The organism is Paenibacillus sp. NMA1017 (genome assembly GCF_058895805.1).
The window spans coordinates 626,926-647,044 of the sequence record NZ_JBZXYR010000002.1; the positions used below are offsets into that span (position 1 = coordinate 626,926).

General features: G+C 45.3%; 17 protein-coding genes, 1 other RNA gene and 1 pseudogene. 4 read left to right on the plus strand and 15 right to left on the minus strand.

What is annotated here, in order from left to right:
- Positions 1 to 130 precede the first annotated feature (130 nt).
- Positions 131 to 1,216: a hypothetical protein gene (locus AC5ELV_RS08070; RefSeq protein WP_493429787.1), complete on the plus strand. Its 1,086-nt coding sequence runs from the start codon at positions 131 to 133 to the stop codon at positions 1,214 to 1,216.
- Positions 1,217 to 1,305: 89 nt separating this feature from the next.
- Here the strand turns inward: AC5ELV_RS08070 and AC5ELV_RS08075 are convergent, their stop codons facing one another.
- From AC5ELV_RS08075 to AC5ELV_RS08095, 5 genes are all read right to left on the minus strand, one after another.
- The gene (locus tag AC5ELV_RS08075) at positions 1,306 to 2,637 is read right to left on the minus strand and encodes a PhoH family protein (RefSeq protein ID WP_322153759.1); all 1,332 of its coding nucleotides are present in this window, start codon (positions 2,635 to 2,637) and stop codon (positions 1,306 to 1,308) included.
- Positions 2,638 to 2,940: 303 nt separating this feature from the next.
- Positions 2,941 to 4,002 carry an LCP family protein gene (locus AC5ELV_RS08080; protein ID WP_220025595.1) on the minus strand — a complete coding sequence of 354 codons (1,062 nt, stop codon included), beginning with the start codon at positions 4,000 to 4,002 and terminating at the stop codon, positions 2,941 to 2,943.
- 126 nt (positions 4,003 to 4,128) lie between these two features.
- Positions 4,129 to 5,970: a translational GTPase TypA gene (typA, locus tag AC5ELV_RS08085; protein WP_061828529.1), complete on the minus strand. Its 1,842-nt coding sequence runs from the start codon at positions 5,968 to 5,970 to the stop codon at positions 4,129 to 4,131.
- 292 nt (positions 5,971 to 6,262) lie between these two features.
- Positions 6,263 to 6,754 carry a hypothetical protein gene (locus AC5ELV_RS08090; RefSeq protein ID WP_493429788.1) on the minus strand — a complete coding sequence of 164 codons (492 nt, stop codon included), beginning with the start codon at positions 6,752 to 6,754 and terminating at the stop codon, positions 6,263 to 6,265.
- Positions 6,755 to 6,917: 163 nt separating this feature from the next.
- Positions 6,918 to 7,577, minus strand: coding sequence for a TerC family protein (locus tag AC5ELV_RS08095; protein WP_493429789.1), 660 nt, complete (start codon positions 7,575 to 7,577; stop codon positions 6,918 to 6,920).
- Between the two features lie 217 nt (positions 7,578 to 7,794).
- Here AC5ELV_RS08095 and AC5ELV_RS08100 point away from each other — a divergent pair, with 217 nt between their 5' ends.
- Positions 7,795 to 8,490, plus strand: coding sequence for a TerC family protein (locus AC5ELV_RS08100; RefSeq protein WP_493429790.1), 696 nt, complete (start codon positions 7,795 to 7,797; stop codon positions 8,488 to 8,490).
- A 73-nt stretch (positions 8,491 to 8,563) separates the two neighbouring features.
- On the opposite strand, the gene thiI is transcribed toward AC5ELV_RS08100, so the two are convergent.
- The 6 genes from thiI to AC5ELV_RS08130 all read right to left on the minus strand — a co-directional run bounded on the left by thiI (position 8,564) and on the right by AC5ELV_RS08130 (position 13,373).
- On the minus strand, positions 8,564 to 9,790 hold the full coding sequence (gene thiI, locus AC5ELV_RS08105) for a tRNA uracil 4-sulfurtransferase ThiI (protein ID WP_493429791.1): 1,227 nt from the start codon (positions 9,788 to 9,790) through the stop codon (positions 8,564 to 8,566).
- 1 nt (position 9,791) lies between these two features.
- Positions 9,792 to 10,940 (minus strand): cysteine desulfurase family protein, encoded by a 1,149-nt coding sequence (locus AC5ELV_RS08110; protein ID WP_493429792.1) that lies wholly within the window; start codon positions 10,938 to 10,940, stop codon positions 9,792 to 9,794.
- Positions 10,941 to 11,099: 159 nt separating this feature from the next.
- Positions 11,100 to 11,792, minus strand: a complete 693-nt coding sequence (locus AC5ELV_RS08115) for a lytic transglycosylase domain-containing protein (RefSeq protein WP_493429793.1) — start codon at positions 11,790 to 11,792, stop codon at positions 11,100 to 11,102.
- Between the two features lie 222 nt (positions 11,793 to 12,014).
- Positions 12,015 to 12,407, minus strand: coding sequence for a hypothetical protein (locus AC5ELV_RS08120; protein WP_493429794.1), 393 nt, complete (start codon positions 12,405 to 12,407; stop codon positions 12,015 to 12,017).
- A 44-nt stretch (positions 12,408 to 12,451) separates the two neighbouring features.
- The gene (locus tag AC5ELV_RS08125) at positions 12,452 to 12,679 is read right to left on the minus strand and encodes a DUF1540 domain-containing protein (protein WP_013311120.1); all 228 of its coding nucleotides are present in this window, start codon (positions 12,677 to 12,679) and stop codon (positions 12,452 to 12,454) included.
- A 187-nt stretch (positions 12,680 to 12,866) separates the two neighbouring features.
- Positions 12,867 to 13,373 carry a YpuI family protein gene (locus AC5ELV_RS08130; RefSeq protein WP_029517778.1) on the minus strand — a complete coding sequence of 169 codons (507 nt, stop codon included), beginning with the start codon at positions 13,371 to 13,373 and terminating at the stop codon, positions 12,867 to 12,869.
- A 186-nt stretch (positions 13,374 to 13,559) separates the two neighbouring features.
- On the opposite strand from AC5ELV_RS08130, the gene AC5ELV_RS08135 reads away from it, so the two are divergent.
- Positions 13,560 to 15,440, plus strand: coding sequence for a S8 family peptidase (locus AC5ELV_RS08135; RefSeq protein WP_493429795.1), 1,881 nt, complete (start codon positions 13,560 to 13,562; stop codon positions 15,438 to 15,440).
- Positions 15,441 to 15,496: 56 nt separating this feature from the next.
- On the opposite strand, the gene AC5ELV_RS08140 is transcribed toward AC5ELV_RS08135, so the two are convergent.
- The gene (locus AC5ELV_RS08140; RefSeq protein ID WP_071558470.1) at positions 15,497 to 15,727 is read right to left on the minus strand and encodes a hypothetical protein; all 231 of its coding nucleotides are present in this window, start codon (positions 15,725 to 15,727) and stop codon (positions 15,497 to 15,499) included.
- 88 nt (positions 15,728 to 15,815) lie between these two features.
- On the minus strand, positions 15,816 to 17,291 hold the full coding sequence (pdxR, locus tag AC5ELV_RS08145; protein WP_493429796.1) for a MocR-like pyridoxine biosynthesis transcription factor PdxR: 1,476 nt from the start codon (positions 17,289 to 17,291) through the stop codon (positions 15,816 to 15,818).
- Between the two features lie 116 nt (positions 17,292 to 17,407).
- On the opposite strand from pdxR, the gene AC5ELV_RS08150 reads away from it, so the two are divergent.
- Complete coding sequence (locus AC5ELV_RS08150; RefSeq protein ID WP_493429797.1) at positions 17,408 to 18,628, plus strand: aminotransferase-like domain-containing protein; 1,221 nt, start codon at positions 17,408 to 17,410, stop codon at positions 18,626 to 18,628.
- A gap of 458 nt (positions 18,629 to 19,086) precedes the next feature.
- Here the strand turns inward: AC5ELV_RS08150 and rnpB are convergent.
- Both rnpB and AC5ELV_RS08160 read right to left on the minus strand, forming a co-directional pair.
- Positions 19,087 to 19,485: RNase P RNA component class A (gene rnpB, locus AC5ELV_RS08155), an RNA gene on the minus strand.
- A 79-nt stretch (positions 19,486 to 19,564) separates the two neighbouring features.
- Positions 19,565 to 20,115: pseudogene (locus AC5ELV_RS08160) on the minus strand (flavin reductase family protein).
- Positions 20,116 to 20,119 lie beyond the last annotated feature (4 nt).

A 20,119-nucleotide genomic window follows, 5' to 3' on the forward strand; every position in this document is an offset into this window, starting at 1 on the left:
TGAACGTAAACAGTTTCGGGTTTCAAGCATGCTCAGACTGCTGTACAATAAAATGAATGGTTAAAGAAACAGAAAGGATCATATACATTACCATTAGTTTTTTTCGGGAATACATAAAAGGGGAAACCAAATGAACAAACGAATAAAAATCACAATCAGCACCCTGCTGACCACCATTATGTTGCTAACTTTCATATATGTACGTCCTACTCTAGCCGCTCCCTCCCATGAGGAAAGTCAGATTTTACAAGATAGCCTGTCGATTGTAGAGATAGACCATGAAATTGAGCGAATCAGTCAGGAGCAGCAGACCCTCTTGCAGCGTCAGCAGGAACTGCGAAGTAATCTCACCGTTCAGCAAGAGCAAATGACCATACAACGGAAGCGTGCAGGCTCTGTGTTGCGATCTTATTATATGGGGGAAAGGGACAAGCTGTTGAGTGTGGTGCTAGGGGCGAAAAGTATAAGGCAACTTCTCTCTCTGTACGATTACTACTTGTTATTGATTAGTCACGATCAGGATGTACTTCAAGAATACGAATCTAATTATCAATCTATGCGAAAAACTGAACAACAAGTGACCCAAGCCTCAATGGAATTGGAGACAGTCAAAACAAACTTACTGGCACAACGTAAGCGCATTGTCCTGCTTCAGTCGCGTGTAAATGACGGCGTTAACGCCAGTAATAACCCGGATACCCTACGCAAGCTAATTGGTGAAATGACAGCTTATTGGGAGAATGTAGGTGTCTACGAGGTAAATAAACACTTTAAAGCATTAGCTCAAGCTATGCAGGATTTACCGCAATTCATTCAACAACAACAAGGTGCCATGGTTACAAATGGAAAAGTGATTACGATAAGTATTCGTGAAGAGGATTTTAACCGTTTTTTAAAGTCAGAAAATGAATTGTTTAATCACTTCAACTTTACATTTGCGCAGGATCAAATTGTAGTAGAAGGTCAGCAGGGAACGATGAAATTAAGAGTAGAAGGTCACTACACGGTAGAGAATGAACCGAAAAATGCAATTTTATTTCATGTAGATCGATTGGTATTTAATGGTCTGGAACTGCCTGATACGACCCGCAACAAGCTGGAAAAGGATTTTGATCTGGGCTTCTACCCACAGCAGCTTATTTCCTATGTCAAAGCCACAGAAGTACGCACTTTAGCAGGAATGCTTGAAGTTAAGCTCGAATTAAACTTTAAGTAAGCTTTTGCTCACTTTCATTTTTACGTGTATAAAACAAGAGACCTCGGGATATTCCCGAGGTCTTATTATTTGTAATAATGATAAGGACTTTATAGCAGATCGGCTGCCAACTGTGCGAGCTTGGAGCGTTCTCCTTTTTCCAACATAATATGCCCGCTAATCCCTTCTTGCTTAAACCGCTCCACCACATAGGTTAGACCGTTACTGGCTGCATCCAGATAAGGGTGATCAATCTGCTCCGGATCTCCCATCAAAATGATCTTGCTTCCCTCACCCACGCGGGACACAATTGTTTTAATCTCATGTCGGGATAAATTTTGCGCCTCATCGACTATAATAAATTGCCCAGGTATCGAACGTCCTCGAATATAAGTAAGTGCCTCCACCTGAATACTGCCCAAGCCCATCAAAATTTTGTCGATATCACCTGATTTTTTGGCATCAAACAGATACTCTAGATTGTCGTAGATTGGTTGCATCCACGGACGGAGTTTTTCTTCCTTTTCTCCTGGTAAATAACCAATATCCTTGCCCATAGGAACAACAGGCCGAGCAATCAGCAGTTTCTTGAAGCGATGTTCATCCTCTACCTTAAGCAAACCTGCCGCCAGCGCCAGCAACGTTTTGCCCGTACCCGCTTTTCCTGTAATGGTCACAAGGGGGATATCGTCATTAAGCAAAAGCTCCAATGCCATCCGCTGTTGAGCATTACGCGCGCTGATTCCCCACACCGATTCGTTACTTAAGTACAGCGGCTCTAATCGCTCTGCCTCCTGATTTACTTTCAGCAAAGCTGATTTTCCAGTTCCCATTTCATCTTTCAGAATGACAAATTCATGTGGATACAGCGTATAAGGTAGTTCCAGTGGCTTGATTGGTAAAAAACGGTTAGAGTAAAATTCATCTATGATGGACGGGTGCACCTGTATTGCCGAGTATCCGGGATATAGCTCACTTAGATCGCCTGTTCTATCGGATAGGTAGTCTTCGGTCAGCAGCCCCAATACATCTGCCTTGATCCTGACCAGCACGTCTTTACTGACCAAAACGACCGAACGCGGTTCAGGCTGCTCCTGCTCTTCCAGATGATAATTCAAGGCGACCGCCAAAATCCGGTTATCGTTCGAAACCTCCCCGAACATCTCCTGAACTTTCAAAAAGCTTCGGTGGTTTAACTCAACCTTAAGCCTTCCACCTTGGGGAAGTGGAACGCCACTATGCAGATGACCCACTTCTCTTAACCCGTCCAACAATCGCGATACATTGCGGGCATTCCGTCCAATCTCATCCGCGTTGCGTTTTTTGGAGTCGATTTCTTCCAGAACTACAGCTGGAATGACAACTTCATGTTCTTTGAAGGTAAAAATGGCTTTCGGATCATGCAGCAGCACATTCGTATCCAGCACAAAAATTTTCTTCATTAAATCCCCTCCAAAGCGGCGTGGACAATCTCGTGTTTCATACCTATACCTATTCACCGGGTACCTAATACTTGCTGATTCCCTGAAAAAAGAAACCCAAAGCAGCATAAAACAACGAAAAGTTGTAAGTGAAGATAGCCTCTGAGCCTGTCCATTTTTAGAATTAGACACAAAAGGCCCAGTGATTGCTCACTGGACCTAGACTTGGTTCACTATAACTTTAGACATATCTCAACCCCCTTATGTTATATAAGAGCTTTACTCGCTGCGAGTATAACATAAGCGGGAAGAAAGATACATACCTCAGGAATTGGAAGAAGCTGCGGTATTGTCACTTGCTTTTTTAGCTAATTCCTCTTGTAGCGCTTGTTTGGCCAAATCGAGTTGTTGCTCATCAATGTACACATACGGGCTACGCCACGTTCCCGCTACCGGATTGTATTTCACATTTTGCTTGGAAATATTCCAATAGGTTTGTACGATATTTTTCATTTGCTGTGACTCGATATCTGTCATCATATTCTTATCAACCGATTTAATAATTGCACTAAACTTGGTCAAAGCGTTAAAGGATTGCATTTGGTCAATTAGAGAATGAAGTACCTGATTTTGTCGACGATTGCGATCAAAATCGTCAGATTCAGCTGTTCTCGGACGACAATTCGATTTGCGGTAGCGAACAAAATCAAGAGCCTGATCACCGTTCAAATGCTTGGCTCCAGCTGTCAGATTAATATCGGTACCATCTGCACGGTCACGATAACACATGTTTTTATCAACCGTCACATCTACGCCACCCAAATTATCTACTACATCTCTAAAGCCCTGGAAGTTAATAACCGTCACATAATCGATATCAATGTTTAAATATTTGCCGATCATCTTCTTCATTTGTTCTTCAGCAACTTCGCCAGATTCTTTCTCTCTAGCCTTAAACACCGGATAATACTCATTTAACTTGCGTGGTTTATATCCATCCATTTCTAGACGCGTATCGCGCGGTAAGGACACGATGGTAGACGATTTGGTATTAGGGTTCAATGTAGCTACCATAATAACGTCTGACAAATAAGTCGGATGATCAGGGCGGTAATCGGTTCCCAGCAATAAGATAGTCAAAGGCTTAGCCTCTGCCAATTGTGTTTTGGGTACTTCTTTGTTGATCCCCGTATCCAAAACTTCCTCTACCTGATTGTAGAGATAATAGGTATAACCACCTGCTGCCAGAATACCTATAATGAGCAGAAACAAGACAAACTTCATAAACGATCTGAAAAAGCTTTTTTTCTTTTTCGTTTTTTTCGGTTTGGCGGATTTTTTCCCGCTTTGTGTCCGGGGAGGCAATCCGTTCGAAAGATTACTCATGCTTCAACACCTTTTCCTGCGTTTTGAGAAATATCGCTTTCTCCAAGTTTACAATCCTAAAACACACACAGCGGCGCATCCCGTTCCCGGGCGTCGCCGCTGTGGCCAAAGACCAAATCCAATCAATTACATATTTGCTTGTGCTGTTTTACGTTGTTTCTCCGCACGCTCGCGTTCACCTTTGTTCAAGATCTTTTTACGCAAACGGATGGCATTAGGTGTAATTTCGCAATACTCATCATCATTCAGGTATTCGAGCGCCTGCTCCAAAGAGAAGATAACAGGTGTTTTCAGTTTAACTGTATCGTCTTTTGTTGCTGAACGAACGTTTGTCAGTTGTTTTTCTTTACAAATGTTAACGACGATGTCGTTATCACGTGTGTGCTCTCCAACGATCATGCCTTCATAGATTTCAGTACCTGGCTCCAAGAACAAAATACCGCGATCTTCTACGCCCAGCATACCATAAAATGTAGAGCTGCCGTTTTCTGTTGACACGAGTACACCCTGATGACGTCCACCTACTTGACCGCCAACAAATGGTCCATAGCTGTCAAACGCATGGTTCATTACGCCATAACCACGAGTCAAAGTCAGGAAGTTTGTAGTGTAACCGATCAGACCACGTGCAGGGATCAGGAATTCCAAGCGAACCTGTCCGGTGCCGTTATTAATCATGTTAACCATTTCGGCTTTACGGGAGCCCAAACTTTCCATAACCGCGCCCATGCTTTCTTCCGGAATATCAATGAGGAGACGTTCGATTGGCTCCATTTTCTTACCGTCAATTTCCTTGACGATAACTTCCGGTTTGGACACTTGCAGTTCGTAACCTTCACGACGCATGTTTTCAATCAGGATACCCAGATGTAGCTCACCACGTCCGGATACAATAAAGGCGTCCGGGCTATCTGTTTCATCAACACGTAAGCTGACATCAGTTTCGAGTTCTTTCAGAAGACGCTCACGCAATTTACGGGATGTTACCCACTTACCATCGCGACCTGCGAATGGGCTGTTGTTAACCAGGAAGGTCATTTGCAGCGTTGGCTCATCAATCTTCAGTACAGGCAATGCTTCAGGATGATTTGGATCGGCAATGGTTTCACCGATGTTGATATCTTTAATTCCCGCAATCGCCACAATGTCACCAGCGCCCGCTTGGTCAGTTTCAATACGTTTCAGACCTTGGAAGCCGAACAGCTTCTCAATACGCGCTGATTTACTGCTACCATCACGCTGCATAACTGTGACTGCTTGCCCCTGCTTGATGATACCGCGGTTTACACGACCTACTGCAATTCGGCCAAGGTATTCGTTATAGTCCATCAGTGTTACGAGGAATTGAAGAGGCTCATCTACTTTCTCAGTCGGAGCAGGAATGTGCTCTACAACTGTTTCGTACAATGCTTGCATGTTGTCATCTTGCTTTTCAGCATCCATACTAGACGTTCCGTTCAGCGCCGAAGCGTACACAACAGGGAATTCCAATTGCTCATCATTCGCACCCAGCTCGATGAACAGATCCAATACTTCGTCAATGACTTCTGCCGGACGAGCTGCCGGACGGTCAATTTTGTTCACTACAACGATAGGCGTCAGATTTTGTTCCAGCGCTTTACGCAGTACGAATTTCGTTTGCGGCATGCAACCTTCGTAAGCATCAACGACGAGCAAAACACCGTCAACCATTTTCATAATCCGTTCCACTTCGCCACCAAAGTCGGCGTGTCCCGGTGTATCTACAATGTTAATCAGGTAATCTTTGTAAGTGATTGCTGTATTTTTAGCCAAAATCGTAATACCGCGTTCACGCTCCAGATCGTTGGAGTCCATGGCGCGCTCCTGAACAGCCTCGTGTTCTCTAAATGTTCCAGACTGTTGAAGCAGCTTGTCGACAAGCGTCGTTTTTCCGTGGTCGACGTGGGCAATAATCGCAATATTGCGAATGTTTTCTCTTGCATGCATGGTTTGTATCCATATCCTTTCCGTATATCAAAATAGTGTCTCTATCCTGAAGCAGTGCTGATTCAAGGCTAACAATCGTTCTTTAGGCCCACTCCCTGCCAGCCTTCTATATGTTTCAGGCTTTGTACAGACAGCTTCTCTCTCCGATTCGCGTGAAAACCTTAAAATAAGCGTCAGAAATCATTCCGACGCTCTTATCATATCCATTATATTATAGTTGAAATATGTCATAAAGCAAGACATTATTGCCTGTTCCGTAATTTACCGCCATAAAATCTCACCGCTTGTCGTTTTACCTTTTGCGTTTGCTACGGTTGTTTAGGACCAACCAGATTCCAGCTCCGATCAGTAAAACTGCAATAACATATATGATGCCCGTTCTTAGCAGGGTAATGACCAATAAAAACACGGATATCAAGCCCAATATCACGCCCCCTGTATAAACATTACGAGAAAGCGAAATATCATTAACGGCGTACTCCCATAATCCGATCGCCACACCTAGAAGTAACAAAGGCCATAAATAGGCCATTAAATGCCAGCCCCAAATATTGCAGAGCAAAAATAAGAAGCCATAAACCGACAAAATCCCTGCCGGCAGCAACATAAAGGGTGATAGTTTACGCTTCATGTACATTGCATGCAGTACGATTCCAGGTATTAAAATCAGCAAGGGCCAAAAGTTTCGTCCCAAAAAGGAGAACGCCCCCAGTTTCCCCAACAAAATAATCAGTCCTACGGCAACAATGCCCACTCCGATCATACGCTCTTTTCCGGAATTCATCGTGGTCTCCTTTGTTTGCTGAATTTGTTTTTAGGTCTCTTAATGTGATTGTTTTTAAGTACATTTTTGTGAATATAGAGCCTTTACAAAAACCGAGTAAACTCCCCGACATTCGCAAAAACCCTATGTCTATTTTAGCCGATGTTTTCCAAAAAAACTACGTTCAAATATGGTGAGCTCGTAACTGACGATATATTCCTGCAATGACAACTGCTGCGGCCAAGAGTCCCGGTAACCATGCATGTATAAGCTCTCCCGTACTTGCTAACCATACACCCAATCGGGGATCACGCAGTAGCATTTCTCCTGCCGTGAAAGCCAGGATTGCAGATCCGAGCAAAACAAGTACAGGGAACCGGTGAAGCCAGATCGCAATCACGTTGCTGCCCCAGACGACAATCGGAATGCTAATCGCAATACCAATGACAATAATGGCGATATCCCCATCTGCTAGGGCTGCAATAGCTAATACGTTATCTAGACTCATCACAAAGTCCGCTACCAGAATCACCTGTATAGCCTTCCATATGGTTGTTTCTGCTCTTACTCCCACATGATCCTCATTCTCATAAAGCAGCTTAAACGCAATCCATAACAGAAGTAGGCCGCCTGCCGCCTGAATAAAGGGTATGCCCAGCAAAATGACAGCTACAAAAGTCAAAACACAGCGCAGGAGGACTGCACCGACTGCCCCCCACCATATAGCTTGACTCCGCTGCCTTGCAGGCAAGTTTTTGCTCGCCATGGCTATAACAACCGCATTATCACCGCTTAACACCAAATTGATCATTAATATTTTCAACAGCAAAATGATATGCTCCATGTGTACAAACACCCCCATCCTACTTGTATGCGAAATAGGACGAGGCTATGCTTATAAGCCTTGTCAAATAAGTCATCATTTATTAAAAATTGATGCCAAATTTGTTGAGTAAAGACCTTGAAATCAATAACGAACAGCAATATAATGAATCGTATTTCCGAAAAACGGGTATTAAAATAAACAGCATACAATGATTTTAGGATGTTTAATCAGGGAGATGAGAACGATTGATATGTCCGGACTTCAGTTTTTTTGGCTACTGCTTAATGTGATATTTATTGATCTTCTGCTCGCAGGGGATAATGCGATTGTAATTGGACTTGCCGCCAGAAAGCTGCCTCCTGCAACGCAAAAAAAAGCGATACTGTACGGTACCGGTGGCGCCCTGCTCATACGCATAGCAGCCACCATTGTGGTACTCTGGCTGCTTCAAGTACCGTGGTTGTTACTCATCGGGGGTGTCATGTTAGTCTGGATCGCGTATAAGTTGCTCGTAGATCAGGAAGACCATACCGAAGTCAAAGCGGGAACAACGTTATGGGGTGCTATCCGCACGATTATTGTTGCCGATGCGGCTATGGGTTTGGACAATGTGATTGCTGTTGCTGGCGCGGCCCAGCAGCATTTGCTACTTGTAGTGCTCGGCCTGTTAATCAGCGTACCGATCGTTGTATGGGGTAGCACTCTTTTTATCAAGTTAATCAATAAATTCCCCTGGATTATCTATTTGGGATCGGCTGTGCTTGGTTATACGGCCTCTAATATGATTACCGAAGAACGCAAGCTGGAACCTTATTTTACTGAGCACCCTGCGCTGCGTATCTTGTTTATTGTCACAGTTATGGCTGGTATTTTGCTTACAGGATATCTTCAAAATCGCAGAGCTGTATCCAGTCGAGAAAAAGCCGTTTAAAATGATTCAAAAACTGTTATAACTAAAATCAAAAAAGGCAGACCCCATAATACCAGTGGGTCTGCCTTTTTGTTTAAAACCAATCTTCCTGTATAACTTCCTCTTTACGCCCCTCTATAGCTCCGCCTGCCTCCAGAACAAGCGTCTCCGTTGTAGCCACAGCCTGTTCAATCAAGACATTTAAATCCCGAATAGAGGCTTCAATCTTTTGAACAACCCACAAATTCGGATTGGTCGTTGGGGATTTGGGAACAAACAATGTACAGCAATCCTCATAAGGAAGTATGGATAGATCGTAGGTGCCAATTTGCTTAGCGATTTCTGTGATCTCCTGCTTATCCATCATTACGAGAGGTCGCAGTAGTGGTAATTCCGTCGAACGGCCAATCACATTCATGCTAGATAACGTTTGACTAGCGACTTGACCCAGACTATCGCCCGTTACGAGTGCCAGTGCTCCTTCACGCTCAGCCAGCATCGTTGCAATTCGCAGCATAGACCGTCTCATTAGCGTAATAATCAGATTGTCCTGTCCAGTGCGCGTAAAAGCTGTCTGCACCTCTGTAAACGGTACAAGGTGAATTTTAATCCGCCCCGCATAGCCCGCTAATACCCTTGCCAATTCAATGACCTTTTCTTTCGCACGCTCACTTGTAAACGGATAGCTATAAAAATGTACACATTCAATTTCCAATCCTCTACGCATGGAAGACCAACCTGCTACCGGGCTGTCGATTCCACCAGACAGCAGCAGCATAGCTTTACCGTTCGTTCCTAACGGAAAGCCCCCTACAGCCATAATAACATCGCTGAATATATAGGCCGCCTGCTCTCTAACCTCCACACGTAACTCAATATCTGGTTGATGCACATCGACCCTCAACGCTTGAAACTCTCGCAAAATAGGAGAACCAATTAAATGGTTCATCTCTTGTGAGGAATGAGCAAACTCCTTCCACACTCTGCGGGCATTTACCTTGAAAGTCGTTCCCTCGGCCACATTCAGCTCACGAATCAAAGCTACAGCAGCCTCAATTATAGCACCAAGCTCAACAGGAGCCATTTTGACAGGACTTATTGTCGTGATGCCAAACACTTTTTGTAACACTTGAATGATCTGTTCATAAGGCTCTCCTCCGAGAACCACATAAATCCGTCCAAATTCCTTCCGCAATGAAGCACCAGGAAACGGTTTGAGTAGCAGCTTCACGTGATTCAGTACTGCCTTTTCAAAACGAGTCCTATTTTTCCCTTTTAATGTAAATTCGCCGAAGCGAAGTAACAGCATATCATAATGCATTTTAACGTTTCCACCTTTCAAGGGATTCCAGCTTGGCTACAGCCTGTCGCAGTGCAAGTATAAGCTCGTCGATATCCTGTTCCGTATGTTCATCACCGAAGCTGATACGAATGCCGCCAGACGCTTCCGCCTCATTGCGGCCCATCGCCAGCAGCACTCGGCTGGGTTCAGCCAATTTCGAAGAGCAAGCCGATTTGGTGGATACTACCACACCCAATTGCTCCAGCGTATGCAGCATTACCTCTGCTTTCATGCCCGGATACGAAAAGTGGACAATATGCGGCGCTTCTTCCCCGCTGTTCAGCCGCAGTTGACGGATTGTCTTCACTTCTGAGACCACCCGTTCTCTCCACTCGGTCATACGGCGTGCTGTCTCTACTTGCCGTTCGCCCGCCAACCGTACCGCCTTAGACATACCGACTAGCAGCGGTACATTTTCCGTACCTGCACGAAAACCCTGCTCCTGAGAGCCGCCACTATGCAGTGGGAAAAGCTCTACACCTTCCCGAACGAATAGTAGTCCAGCACCTTTAGGTCCACGTAGTTTATGCGCAGAGAGGCTGTACAGATCAGCCTGCCAGCCCTGGATATCAACCGGCAGCTTTCCAAACCCCTGTACACCGTCAATATGAAATAGAACACGGGGGAACTGTCTCTTCAGCGCGGCTCCGATATCATGCAACGGTTGCACTCTCCCCGTCTCATTATTGACATGCATAATACTGACTAAAATCGTATCTTTACGGACAGCGGCACAAACCTGTTCGGCGCTCACATGCCCTGCCGCATCGACAGGTAAAAATGTAACCTCAAAGCCCAGATTTGTCAGTTGTCTGCAAGCTTCGTACACAGACGGGTGCTCTGTCGATACAGTAACAATATGCTTACCTCTGGTCTGATACTGCAAAGCTGCTCCCTTAATAGCAAGATTGTTGCTTTCCGTTGCCCCAGATGTGAAGACAATCTCTGATGGATACACTCCCAAAGCCGCAGCACATACTTCACGCGAACGCTTAAGCAACTTATCCGCGTCCTCTCCATACCGATGCATCGAAGATGGATTCCCATAGTGGCGTTTCATGACCTCGGCAACTGTTGTAATCACCTCTTCAAAAGGCGGAGTTGTCGCGGCATAATCAAAATATTTCATTGCACTCCCCTTTTCCGCCCTATAACTACTGCAACAAAAAAAGACCAAAACAGGGAAAGGCCGCTACTACATTGAGCGACACCCTTTCCCCATATTGATCCTGTCTGCGGACCTAATCTAATTGAAATTATGCACTTTTTTCGTTGTAAGCTATAGGGCTTAGATCGTATATTTTTCACGTGCATTTTGAATTTTGGTAATATATCTTTGTGTTTCCAGCGGAAGCTTGTCCAGTACAGCCATTAACTGTTCATCACTACTTACACCAAGCCGCTGCACCCGTCCAGGACCTGCATTATATGCAGCCAGCGCCATATTTTCTTGTCCGTTAAACCGTTTAATCTGGTAGGACAAATAACGAACACCGGCATCAATATTTTGAACAGGATCATATGGGTCGCTGACTCCCAGGCCTTGAGCCGTAGCATCCATAAGCTGCATAAGCCCTTTGGCTCCGGCCGAAGAAGTGACCGACGGATTAAACGAAGATTCCGTATCAATAACCGCTTTAATCAACGCTACTGGAACGCCGTATTTCTGGCTAGCCTCGTTAATTAAATCATCATATGCTGTAGGTGTTGTGGGTCCGTCTGTTGCTGTGCTGGAAGGGGCTGGGTACAATGACGAAGCCGTCCCCCTCGAAGGTCCCAATTGAAGCCATAGCAAACCGTTTTCGTCTCTGGTAACATCACTTGAATTTTCTCGTGTCACAGCACCATCTGTTTCCAACTGACCTACTTGTTCCAGTAATCCGGAAAAAGCGTCCGTTGTACCCGTCTGGGTTGTAGCACTCATATTATTTAACAGCTGCATGTCTAACATGGACTTGGACACGCGCGGATCAATTTGCATGTGGTGTTCCCAACTTTCTATAGTTGTTATATCCCAAATAGCTTGTCATTACTGCTATGATACAACTTTTTACTATGTACTTCCATACCTTTTAATGAAAAAAAGCTCCGTTTCTGTCGAAAAGACAGCGGAGCTTTATAGATCAGCTTTAATGTAATTATATCACTAAGATGAATTTTCTCGGATATACAAAAGAAAACTGAGCTTGTTCCTCCAGTAGGGTCAACGAACGAACGGGATAAAAGCAAAATAACTCAATGTCGCCAGCGCCCCAAGACCAATCGACCAAATGCCGGTCGTTTTGCTGCCATTCACATAAGCAAAAAAACCTAAAACTGCAGCAATAGGTCCCAGTACAATGGACCACATAAACAATGAGGCAATTCCCGCAGCCAGACCAATATAGCCAGAAATACGACCACTATTGTTTATAACCTGCTCTTCACCCTTGACCTCATGTCGAGTCACAGCTGAGCCGGGAGCAACCTCTGCTGCATATTCTTCACGATCATTACGGCGCTTGGCAGATCGTTCATGAATGTGACGGGGGTAATCTACACGTTCGCGGTTAACATGCTCTTTATTCTGATGCTTGTCATTTTCATGATCTTCCATAATAAACTGCACCTCCAAATGCGAAATGAATCGCGAAATAAAATTTACACGGACTTCGGCTTAAAAGTGTGGCAACAGGTTGCGGCTGACGTGGCAGCCTTATCACGTTCTTCTGAACTGAAGCTTTCTCCCGCATATTCTTCTTTAAATTTCTTACCGGCATGACCATCAACTTCAATCATGATCAAATCTGCCTTGCACAAGTTGTTTTCTCCCCAATAATGGCAATTGGCTACGCTACACTTAACGATTGGCTTGGCCTCTTGGCTCATGATCATCACCTCGGATTCATTGTCCCCCCGCTACCCTGCACCTATGCGTTCATGCTATATGGCAGTTGGTGACATACGAAAAAAGCCGCTTCTTTCACCTCCTCCAAAATGGCAGGAAGCAAGTAGAAAACGGCTTGCTTGTCTTGTTTTAGTTTTTGATTAGAAATGATCTTCCCCGTTGAATGCTTTAGGCATGAGTACGTCGAGTCTGCATCCTGCGCTGAGTCAAATAGTCACTTTCATAATAAGTCAGATCATCACGCAATTCTTCAAAATTTTTCGTAATGTCCATGATCACTTCGCGAGCGGCTGGCACTGGCGTTTTACGGAAGCGGATAGCATCTTGTCCCGTATACGCATAGCGTCCATCCTCTGCGTAAGATTCATTTTTGGGATAAAAAAAGCTGTTCACGCAGTCATGGTAAACGTTATACAATGCCTTTTCCGCAAAATCGACGTCAAAATTGGCACGGCGTAAAGCCACACCCAGCTTTTCATAAGATACTTCGGAAAAAACAAGGACATGACGGAGATCCGACAAAAAGCCTTTGTAAAAAAGTACGGACTCCTCATTTCCATCTGCAGCCAGTTGCGGCAGAGCATGCTCATTGAGGAATGTTTCCACCCGTTTCACGGCAGTTTTCAGTCTCTCCTGCGCCGACTCACATAATTTTTGTACGTTGACTGCTGACATCAAGGCAGCTCCCCCTTATTTGTTGCTTGTTCATTAATTTGGTTACCCGAAAATAGTCCCTTCTAACCGAAAGAGCTGTAATTTTCAGTATTTATCCTACCACAAATAAGCATTGAAAGGTATAAAAACATGCCAACCTCCTCACGCTAAACCATAAATTTATGAATACTCAAGGAGGACGGTCCCATGTCTCGGCGAAAATGGTTAAAACCCCTGCTAGGAGCAGCTGCCGGGGTGCTTCTCATCACACTGATGCTGCCTTCCCGTGATCACCGCCATACACCGCAGCCCGAATATACGGCCAAGATGGTGCCACAGCAAGAGAAGCAGCTCAAAAAAGGAATGTTGGCTTTGGACCTGTCCGCTACGGATACCCTCACACGCATGGATGCAAGGCAGGATATTCAATACGTCATGCGGGAACTTGATGGTAAAACTGCTGATCAGAAAAGGCAATTTACCCGCACGCTACAGCAATCGCACAGTCATCTTCATACGTTACAGTGGATTCACACAAGCGACGGGAATACGAACACCTATACGGGGAGCAAAGCACAAACTCGTCTGCTCAGTCATCCTCAAATTAAAAGCAGCTTGGCTGCGGCTCGCCGTTCCGTAATGCAAAATAAATCCTACGAATCTGCTGCATTTCAGGCTGAAGGCGGTAAATATTTTGTCATGGCAGAACCATCGGCTGACGGAACATGCGGCGTTGCTGCTCTGGTCAGTCAGCAAGTATTGCGTGACGTGGAGAAGCATCAGCGGAAAAATTTGCGTTTGATTCCCTATCCAAAAGAAGGCAGCTACAAAATCGAATCCGTACATCCCGACACATTGCACGATATTACTGTCAAGACGGGCCACGACAACGAAAATGCAAGCCATTATTTTGAAAACGAAATTGTCGTTCGCTTCCGTCATAATCCTGATTCACGACAACTGCAGGAAATTGCAGCAGATTTACACTGTGCGCCAGGCCGCAAGCTTGGTTATACCTATGTATTTCATTCGGATAAGATGAACTTCAAGGAGCTAAAGCAATATTTTTCAAGAAAGTGGAACCCGCTTTATACTGAACCTCACTATATGTATCTAACCAATGAGAAAACACCTATCCAAGCGGACAGCTCTATCCCCAATGATTTGCTCTTTTCCCGCTATCAATGGAACCTGCCGGCAACTGAAACCAACCGGGGTTGGAAATTAAGCAAAGGTAGCAAGGACGTAATTGTCGCTGTCGTAGATACGGGAGTAGATTTGGATCACCCCGACCTAAAAGGTCAAATCCTTTCAGGTCATAACGTGGTAAACCCGTCTGAAAAGCCTTATGATGACGTCGGTCACGGAACGCACGTTGCCGGCATCATTTCTGCCCTCGTGAATAATGGTGAGGGGGTCGCTGGCATGACATGGTACAACAAAGTCATGCCGATCAAGGTACTTGACCAATCCGGCTCCGGTACGACTTACTCGGTTGCAGAAGGTATTATCTGGGCAGCTGATCACGGTGCCAAGGTCATCAATTTGAGCCTGGGCAATTACGCACAAGCTGAATTTTTGCATGATGCGATCAAATATGCTTATGATAAAGATGTCGTATTAATTGCAGCCACAGGCAATGACAATACGGAACGACCTGGCTATCCAGCAGCGTATCCGGAAGTGTTTGCCGTTTCCGCTACAGATTCTTCTATGCACCGTGCATCCTTTTCTAACTATGGAGATTATGTAGACGTCATGGCTCCAGGTGCAAGTATTGCCAGTACGTACCCAGGGAATCAATATGCTGCACTGTCGGGCACTTCAATGGCCAGTCCCCATGTATCAGCACTTGCTGCCCTGATTCGATCCGTTAACCCCGATCTGACCAACAAAGAGGTTATGGATTTAATGAGAAGCAGCGTAATTGACTTGGGCACACCAGGGCATGACAAATATTTCGGGTATGGTCAAATTGATGTGTATAAAGCGTTGAAAGCAGCACAACGTCCATATGTTCCTTTGCAATTCTATCCACAGCATTTAAGTGACAAGTTAAAATCTATATTAAAAAAACTGGAAATATAAGATTCCTTATTGAAAAAAGCAGCCCTGTTGCTCCATGGCTGCTTTTTTGGGCTTTATTAACGCTTGGAACTGCTACGAACAGGACGCTTGCCATGGCTGCGAGTATGACAGCAAGGTTCTCCAGGGTCCTTTATACTCACCGGAAATACGTGATGAGGTACAGGTACAATGTGCGTCTGATTAACAATTTCAATCGGATGAACCACAGGCACGACTTGTGGGAAAAATTGATGATTTACAAATTGGATCGGCGGGCACACGATCGGGTCGTAAGGGCAATGACTCATAATGTGCAACTCCTTTCGGTGAATTAGTACAGCATATTAAGAAGGCGTGTGCTGTGCTTGGATGTTTACCCCCTAATACAAATATCCCTTATAAAATAGGCTTCCGTTCAACAATGATCGAATGATCAAGCAGTTCGCCCAACAAACGGCACAGTTTGTGTAGACCTGTTTTAAGTGTTTCCTTGTCCGCATACGAAAAAGAAATACGGATATGATTACTGTCCATACCACCTGCATAGCACACCGCACCAGGTAAAAAGGAAACGCCTTCTCGGTCAGCCAGCCGCTCCAATTCTGGAATATCAACATTAGGTGGAAGCTTAATCCACACATTTAAGCCGCCTTCGGGAGCATACCAGCTGACCTCTGGCGGAGCATAGCGCTGGAGCGTATGCAATGCGACTGTCAACCGATCCCGCATTTGTTCCCGCAACCAAACAAGATGCTGATCAAGTCGATTCCTGATAAAGGGCAGTAGCGCTTTTTGCGTTAATAGAGGGCTCCCCAAATCCGTAGTAGACTTGGCAGCCACCAAACGATCCATTACACTGCCAGTGGCCGCTACACAAGCTATACGGCAGCCGGGAGCAACGGTTTTGCTAAAGCTTTTGATATATATCACATGTCCGGATTGATCATGCGCCTTAATAGAGAGTGGTGGCTTTGTTTTATAATACAGGTCGGAAAATGGATCATCCTCAACAATGAGGCAATGATAACTTTGAGCTAGATCAAGTAATTGTGTGCGTCTGGCCATCGTTAAAGTTACTCCGGTAGGATTATGAAAGGTGGGTATCGTGTAGATCAGTTTTGGGGGATGAGTGTCACAGAGACGCGTGAGGATATCGATCCGCATGCCCTGCTCATCCATCGGAATCATAATTACTTTGGCACCACGACTGGTAAACACATCAATGGCCCCCGTATATGTAGGAGCCTCCATGTAGACAACATCACCAGAACCAACAAAGGTACGAGCCACCAAGTCAATGCCCTGTTGGGCACCACTGGTCACGAGCAGCTGTTCTGCCACTGTGTATATACCGCGTTCGTTCAGGTGATCTGCAAACACTTCCCTCAGCGCTAAATCACCTTCAAAAGTCCCGTATGCTGCCATTGCATCGGGATTACCTGAGGATAGACGTTGAGTATCAGCGATGATTTCGCGTGTAGGAAGAAGCTCCGGTTGAATTGCTGCTATATGAAAAGAATAAGGAAACTGTCTGCTATGGTTAAAGTTTCTCCATAACTGTGCGCGCGGCAAATAATCGATCAGCGACATTTGCCATGACAAATCCTGCGCTCCCTCACGTTGAACAGCTACCGAAGGCTCTGCTACATAGCAACCTTTTCCCTGTGTACAGGTAACCAGATTAATAGACTCCAGCTCAGCATACGCCTTGCTTACAGTTACGGGACTTACCGCAAGCAAACTGGACAAATGACGGACAGAGGGAAGCTTTGTGCCCTGAGGCAACAGTCCAGACTGGATGCGATCTGCTAATGTTTTGGCAATCTGTAAATATAATTTGACACTGCTATTGCGGCTGAGATCAATATGCATCGGAACCGTCCCCTCCAAAAATCAACTGTTACATTTAGACGTTTACTGTTATACTTCATTATCGATATAATACAACAAATTTCATAGTACAGTATAGAACACAGGAGATGATTGGATTGGAACACAAATTTTCGGGTATGGCTCGTACTCAGGGCTCGTCCATGGTAAGGGACATTTTAAAGCTGACACAGGGAACAGATGTGTTATCTCTGGCAGGCGGCCTTCCGGCTGATGCCTTTTTCCCCATCGAAGCTGTTGCTAAAGCCTATGAGCAGGTATTTCGCCTCGGCGGTACTACCGCTCTTCAATACGGCCTAACCGAGGGCTACATTCCTCTACGGGAGCGTCTTGCAGCAATCATGTCATCCCAAGGCATCTCCGTCACCAGAGATAATATCATCATGACGACAGGCTCACAGCAGACCATTGATCTGGTTTCGCGTGTGTTGCTCGATCCGCAGGATACTGTATTGGTGGAGTCCCCTACTTATTTGGCAGCTCTTCAGGTATTTAATTCCTATGGTGCCAACATTGTAAGTGTAGATACAGACTCTAACGGTATGCAATTAGAAGATCTTGAAGCCAAGATCAAAAAACATCAGCCTAAATTCGTGTATGTCATCCCCACCTTCTCCAACCCAGCAGGAAGTGTTTGGAGTATGGAACGCAGAACAGGCGTCGTTGAACTATGCCGTAAATACGGCACTTTGATTTTTGAAGATGATCCTTACGGACGTCTTAAATTTGACGAAAACCTTAACTTTCCATCCCTTTTCTCAATTGATCAACAGCTAGGTGGAGACGGTCATGTGATGTACACCTCTACATTCTCTAAAACCGTTGCTCCTGGTGTTCGCTCTGGTTGGCTGGTAGCTAATCAAGCGATTGTCGTTAAAGTCGCCAATGCCAAACAATCTGCCGATCTGCACTCCAGCAGTATTGACCAACGTGCTTTGAATGAGTTATTGGACTTTTTTGACTTGGACGGACATATTCGTACCGTGTCCGCTGAGTACCATACTCGTATGCTACGTCTCACGTCGCTGATGAAAGAACGCCAATGGGAAGGAATCACCTGGAATGATGCACTTGGCGGTATGTTTATGTGGGTTACCCTACCCGAGGGCTTCCGTTCTGATCGGTTGCTGCAACTCGCAATTCAGGAAGGAGTCGCATTTGTCCCCGGACAAGTCTTCTACGCTGACCTAAGTGGCAGCAACCACATGCGGATTAACTTCACGCATACGGATCCTTCCCTGCTTCCTAAAGCGGTTGACCGATTGGACAGGGCATTGAAGATGTACACAGAGGAAAGTGTGGTAAAAAGCGTGCGATGATGGAGTTGGCAGGGCGGGTAAGTGAGGCCGCTTCGCAAATCATTTGATCTTACGATCGCTGTTGCCCCGGATTCCTAATTAAATAAGTTCCGACAAAGATCGGAATCCGGGGGAAGGCGAGCGCTTCGCTTCTCCAGATTCAAATGCTCCGCTACGCTGATACGTGCCTCATCCCCGCTCTTACGGTAGAGGGAATGAATAGATGGAAAAACAGAATGAAGCCCTCAATATCATGTTGGGGGCTTTATTCTGCTTCGAAAAGATCTAACAAATTAAATAGACCTATAAATACACGTACGCTGCGTAAATACGGCATAGAAAAAAAGGGTCAAGCCTGATTCCCACAGGAATATGGCTTACCCTTTTTATTCATTCATTAAATACATTTGGATTAAAAGTTTTTCATGCAAACAGGTCATTTACAAAAGTTAAATTCATACATTTTAAGGTGTTGCAGTGGGGAAAGTTTTCCGTAAGCCGGGTTCTGTGCTATTCGTGGTACAGACGGGAACTACCCTCCCACTACAAGCGACAATCATCTATCTAGGCCGAACATTGCTATCCAGCTCCAGCGACCAACCTAGACACGCCTCGGGCTAAGGCTGCTTCGCGAAGAAGCTGTGTCCCATTAGGTCTTGCTCCAGATGGGGTTTACCAGGAACGAAGTCACCAGCGTTCCTCGGGGTCTCTTACACCTCGGTTCCATCCTTGCCTGTGCCGCAAGCGGCCATCGGCGGTCCATTTCTGTGGCACTATCCTTCAACTCGCGCTGACTGGACGTTATCCAGCATCCTGCCCTATGGAGCCCGGACTTTCCTCTCGCGGCTTACGCCGCCAGCGATTGTCTGTCAAACTTTCCGAACAACATTACATAGTATACAGGGAACGCGCGCATGATACAACCCTGAAAATATTGTAAAACGTAGAGTTCCCTGTTTACTTGCTCAAATAAAACGGATGTACCTTTCTCTGCAATGAATCATCCGCCACATAATAAGCAGACCTTCCCACGTATAGCGGGATAGAAAGCTTACTAAAATCAGGAACGTCCTCCTCTAGGAACAGTTCATCATCTCGGTAGGTCTGCTGTATTTCACCGACGATCCAATCATGATCTCCATAGGTATGAATATCCACGACTTTACACTCATAAGCAAGATAAGCCTCTAGCAATATAGGCACATTGACTGAAATTCCATCCTCATATGCAATGCCAAACTGCTGAAACTTATCTACATCTTTACCACTAAAGGTACCTACAGCCTGAATCCATTCCGATCTGTGCGCAGGCAGAAACTGAATACCAAAGCCTCCGCTTTTCTCGATCAGTCCGTGAGAATAGAAATGCCATACATGCCCGGTGATGATCCGATATAGGTATGCCAGCCTGAGGCCATTACATTATTTTCCCCCTCATAGCGGGAAGTAACAACAGCGACCATGCCTGGATAGGCATGAATTGCAGAATCAGCTATCAGCGTCCGCATAGAA

Coding starts and splice junctions, on each gene's coding strand:
- AC5ELV_RS08070 (WP_493429787.1), top strand. CDS start 131: ATGAACAAACGAATAAAAATCACAATCAGCACCCTGCTGACCACCATT.
- AC5ELV_RS08075 (WP_322153759.1), bottom strand. CDS start 2,637: ATGAAGAAAATTTTTGTGCTGGATACGAATGTGCTGCTGCATGATCCG.
- AC5ELV_RS08080 (WP_220025595.1), bottom strand. CDS start 4,002: ATGAGTAATCTTTCGAACGGATTGCCTCCCCGGACACAAAGCGGGAAA.
- typA (WP_061828529.1), bottom strand. CDS start 5,970: ATGCATGCAAGAGAAAACATTCGCAATATTGCGATTATTGCCCACGTC.
- AC5ELV_RS08090 (WP_493429788.1), bottom strand. CDS start 6,754: ATGAATTCCGGAAAAGAGCGTATGATCGGAGTGGGCATTGTTGCCGTA.
- AC5ELV_RS08095 (WP_493429789.1), bottom strand. CDS start 7,577: ATGGAGCATATCATTTTGCTGTTGAAAATATTAATGATCAATTTGGTG.
- AC5ELV_RS08100 (WP_493429790.1), top strand. CDS start 7,795: ATGAGAACGATTGATATGTCCGGACTTCAGTTTTTTTGGCTACTGCTT.
- thiI (WP_493429791.1), bottom strand. CDS start 9,790: ATGCATTATGATATGCTGTTACTTCGCTTCGGCGAATTTACATTAAAA.
- AC5ELV_RS08110 (WP_493429792.1), bottom strand. CDS start 10,940: ATGAAATATTTTGATTATGCCGCGACAACTCCGCCTTTTGAAGAGGTG.
- AC5ELV_RS08115 (WP_493429793.1), bottom strand. CDS start 11,792: ATGCAAATTGATCCGCGCGTGTCCAAGTCCATGTTAGACATGCAGCTG.
- AC5ELV_RS08120 (WP_493429794.1), bottom strand. CDS start 12,407: ATGGAAGATCATGAAAATGACAAGCATCAGAATAAAGAGCATGTTAAC.
- AC5ELV_RS08125 (WP_013311120.1), bottom strand. CDS start 12,679: ATGAGCCAAGAGGCCAAGCCAATCGTTAAGTGTAGCGTAGCCAATTGC.
- AC5ELV_RS08130 (WP_029517778.1), bottom strand. CDS start 13,373: ATGTCAGCAGTCAACGTACAAAAATTATGTGAGTCGGCGCAGGAGAGA.
- AC5ELV_RS08135 (WP_493429795.1), top strand. CDS start 13,560: ATGTCTCGGCGAAAATGGTTAAAACCCCTGCTAGGAGCAGCTGCCGGG.
- AC5ELV_RS08140 (WP_071558470.1), bottom strand. CDS start 15,727: ATGAGTCATTGCCCTTACGACCCGATCGTGTGCCCGCCGATCCAATTT.
- pdxR (WP_493429796.1), bottom strand. CDS start 17,291: ATGCATATTGATCTCAGCCGCAATAGCAGTGTCAAATTATATTTACAG.